This window comes from Bergeriella denitrificans NBRC 102155 (assembly GCF_001592185.1).
GTDB lineage: Bacteria > Pseudomonadota > Gammaproteobacteria > Burkholderiales > Neisseriaceae > Neisseria > Neisseria denitrificans.
Genome location: NZ_BCWL01000192.1, coordinates 1 through 3,954, shown reverse-complemented (window position 1 = coordinate 3,954; position 3,954 = coordinate 1). Strand labels below are relative to the sequence as shown.

Annotated in this window: 3 protein-coding genes; 1 reads left to right on the top strand and 2 read right to left on the bottom strand. The window is 56.8% G+C overall.

Features of this window, described 5'->3' with window-relative positions; all coding sequences use genetic code 11:
- Positions 1 to 95: 95 nt before the first annotated feature.
- Both BDE01S_RS08910 and pdxH read right to left on the bottom strand, forming a co-directional pair.
- Complete coding sequence (locus BDE01S_RS08910) at positions 96 to 1,175, bottom strand: pseudouridine synthase (RefSeq protein WP_066080420.1); 1,080 nt, start codon at positions 1,173 to 1,175, stop codon at positions 96 to 98.
- Between the two features lie 318 nt (positions 1,176 to 1,493).
- The gene (gene pdxH / locus BDE01S_RS08905) at positions 1,494 to 2,126 is read right to left on the bottom strand and encodes a pyridoxamine 5'-phosphate oxidase (RefSeq protein WP_066080417.1); all 633 of its coding nucleotides are present in this window, start codon (positions 2,124 to 2,126) and stop codon (positions 1,494 to 1,496) included.
- A 125-nt stretch (positions 2,127 to 2,251) separates the two neighbouring features.
- On the opposite strand from pdxH, the gene BDE01S_RS08900 reads away from it, so the two are divergent.
- Positions 2,252 to 3,838, top strand: coding sequence for a YdgA family protein (locus BDE01S_RS08900; RefSeq protein WP_066080416.1), 1,587 nt, complete (start codon positions 2,252 to 2,254; stop codon positions 3,836 to 3,838).
- Positions 3,839 to 3,954 lie beyond the last annotated feature (116 nt).

Genomic DNA, 3,954 nt, shown 5'->3' with positions numbered 1-3,954 from the left:
CCGATATTCAAGCCGTAAACCCAAGTAAAAGCCGTCTGAAAAACCTTGAAACCAAGATTTTTCAGACGGCTTTTTTACCGATAAAACGTGTAGGTTTATCCTCTGCGGCGGCGTTCGCCCGGCAGACCCATATCCGCCCATTTCACGATATTCGCCACTTCCGCCGGATTTAATTCGTAAAACTGGCCGCGCTTTAAGCGGTTGGGCAGGCCGATGGGGCCGAAACCAACGCGCACCAGGCGGCTGACGGTCAGACCCTGGCTTTCGAAAATCCGGCGCACTTCGCGGTTGCGGCCTTCTTTGATGACGACGTTATACCACTTGTTCACACCCTCGCCGCCCTGCTCCCAAATGCGCTCGACTTTCGCCAAGCCGTCTTCCAGCATCACACCTTCTTCGGTCAGCATACGCATTTGCTCGGTACTCAGCCCGCCCAGCACGCGCACGGCGTATTCGCGTTCCACTTCAAAACTCGGATGCGCGAAACGCTGCACCAATTCGCCGGATGTCGTCAAAATCAGCAAGCCACTGGTATTGATGTCCAAGCGGCCGATGGCAACCCAGCGGCTGCTGGCGGCCTGCGGCAGGCGGTCGAAAATGCTGACGCGGCCTTGCGGGTCGTCGCGCGAAACGATTTCGCCTTCCTGCTTGTAATACAGAATGATGCGCGGCAGGCGGTCGGCCCATTTGAGCTTGATGATGCTGCCTTTTACGGTCACATGGTCGTCCGGCGTGACTTTATCGCCCAGCTGCGCCACCTGTCCGTTGACCGTTACCCAGCCGTTGGTAATCCATTCTTCCATTTCGCGGCGCGAACCCACGCCGGAAGCGGCCAATACTTTCTGCAAACGCTCCGGCTCGAAGCGCGACAAATCGCTGCGGCGCTCTTTCAAATCGCGGGCGCGTTCCATGATTTTTTGGTTGGGATTACGCACCACCAGTTTTTTGGCTCTGGATGCACGCTGCTTCGGCGCGCGTTCGGCTTGTGCGCTTTCAGGTTTGCCTTTATTCAGGCCGTCTGAAAACTTGCGGCGCGGCTGCTCCGCATGTTTCGCACTGGATGCTTGGGGTTTGCTTTTGCCTTTAAGGCTGCCGCCGCGCTTGGCGGCGGGCTTTTTCGGGGAAGCGGCGGCACCGTCGCGCCACTCGCGTTTGCTGGTCGGCTGTTTGGCCATGATGGTCTCCTAACGCGTTTTCCCGGCGGGGAAACGGTTCTTCTGCGGCGGTTGCGGCAGGCTGGGTTGGGTGATACTGGGTTGATACCCACATAAAACTGTTGCAGAAATTAAAAATGTTTAAACGCTCAGCCGTCATTCCCGCCTGCGCGGGAGGAGCTTGCGGACTTGCGCAGCTAATGACTGCACTTACATTGATTTACTTTTTCAATAGTTTCATTATAAATCACAAAGCCGTCTGAAAATCCGAAATATTCAGACGGCCTGTTGTAACAGTTCAGAATTTTACCCTATTTTATTGATTTTCGGCGAAGCATTTTACGGCGACAAACGCTCTTTTATCCACGCGCCGTTTTCCAAACGGTATTGGATGCGGTCGTGCAGGCGGCTCGGCCGTCCCTGCCAAAACTCCACGCGGTCGGGAATGACGATATAGCCGCCCCAATGCGGCGGGCGCGGCACATGCAGCGGGTGGCGCGCGCCGACGGCGGCGGCTTTGGCCACCAGCGCGGCTTTGCCCGACAATACTTCGCTTTGCGCGCTCGCCCACGCGCCGATGCGGCTGGCATAGGGGCGGCTCTCGAAATATTCGTCGGAAGCGGCGGCATCGAGTTTTTCAATCCGCCCCTCGATGCGCACCTGCCGCTCCAGCTCCGGCCAGAAAAACGTCATCGCGGCAAAGGGGTTGGCGTCAAACGATTTACCTTTGCGACTATGATAATTAGTGAAAAACACAAAGCCCTGCGGATTAACTTCTTTCAGCAGCACCACGCGGCTGTTCGGCCGCCCCGCTGCGTCCACCGCCGCCACGTTTACCGCCGTCGGCTCGTTCACTTGCGACTGAATGGCCTCGTTCAGCCATTGCTCGAACTGCACAATCGGGCTGGCGTCGCATTCCGCTTCCGACAGTTCGCGCTTGCTGTAATCCTCGCGGATGCCGTGCAAATCCATGACTTTCCTCCTTACCTGTCTAGTTTGCCGGTATTTTACCACCATCGTCCGCGCGGCGCCGCGCCAAAGACAAATACGGCAAAAAATGCTATGCTTGCCACTTTCCACCTGTTTGTAGTGAAGCAATGAAAAAGTTTCTGATTCCGGCTGCCGCCGTGCTGGCCGCTGCGGCGCTCGGCACGCCTTATTACCTCGGCATCAAAGCCGAGCAGAGCCTGACCCGTCAGCAGGAAATGCTGCAGGAATCCGGCCTGTTTGCCGTCGAATCCCACGAATACCGCCGCGGCTGGTTCAGTGCCACGCAAACCACCGTCGTCCGCCTGAAACCCACCCTGCTTCACAATACGCAGAAATACCTGCCCGACAATCTGAAAACGGTCTTACAAGAGCCGGTCACCATTGTCAACCACATCACCCACGGCCCGTTTGCCGGCGGCTTCGGCACGCGCGCGCATGTGGAAACCGAGCTGCAATATCAGCCTGAAACCGCCAAAGTGCTGGCACGCTTCTTCGGCAACGAAACGCCGCTGCGTATCAGCAATACCGTTTACTTCAACGGCAGCGGCGAAATGAAGCTGGACATGCCCGCCTTCGATTACGAAGAGCTGTCCGGCATCAAGCTGGTCTGGCAGGGCTTCAGCGGCACCACTGCCTATCAGGACGGCTTTAGCGCCTACAGCCACGACTACCGCGCCCCCGCCCTGCAGGCCAAGTTGGCCGACAAAGGCGACGTATCGCTCGACAATCTACACTACCAATCGGAAACTTCAGACGGCAGCAACCGCCTCTCGCTGGGCAAAAGCCGCACCACGCTGGATGCATTCCGCCTGCAGTGGAAAGAAAACATCGATTACAACGTCAAATTAAACGAGCTGGTCAACCTGGTAACCGACCTGCAAATCGGCGCCTTTATCAATCCCACCGGCTCGATTGCCCCGTCTAAAATCGAAGTGACCAAGCTGGATTTCAGCACCGAAACCGGCGAACAGGATGCCTTTGTCAACAGCGAAGGCCGCTTCCGCTTCGACACTCTCGTTTACGGCGACGAGCAATACGGCTCGCTCGACATCCACATCGCCGCCGAACACCTCGACGCACCGAGCCTGCTGGCCCTGAAAAGCAAACTGGCCGAAATTGCCGCCAAAGAAATGAGCGAAGAGCAGATTCAAAACGAATTAATCCGCACCGCCAAAACCGATGCCGCCGGCCTGTTTACCAACAACCCCGTCATTCAAGTCAAAGCCTTCCGCTTCACCCTGCCGCAAGGCAGCGTCGATGTCAGCGGCAAACTCGCCTTCAGCGGTCTGAGCCAAGCCGATTTGGACAACCTGGCCGCCATGCTGAAAAAAACCGATGCCGACTTCAACCTGCAAGTGCCGCAAAAACTGCTGGAGCAGCTCGCCATCAACCAAGCCCGCAGCATCTTCAGCGTCAACCCCGAAGATGAAGCCGCAGGCAACGCCGGCATCGAAGACATCAACGAAACCCTGCGCCTGATGGTGGACAGCACCATCCAAACCATGGCGCGCGACCAATACCTGACGCTGGAAAACGGCAACGTCCGCACCCGCCTCACCCTGAAAAACAGCGAGCTGCAGCTCAACGGCAAAATCCTCGAAAGCGAACCGGAGCCCGAATTCTCCGAACACGATTTCCCCGGCCTACCCGAAGCCGATGCCGCATCGCAGCCGCCGGCATTATCGTTATATTAATCAAGCGTGAACAGCAAAGCCGTCTGAAAATCCACATTTTCAGACGGCTTTTTGATGGTGATACATAGGTCAAATCACTATAGTCGGAGCAATTAAATTCTGATACCAGGCGAGCC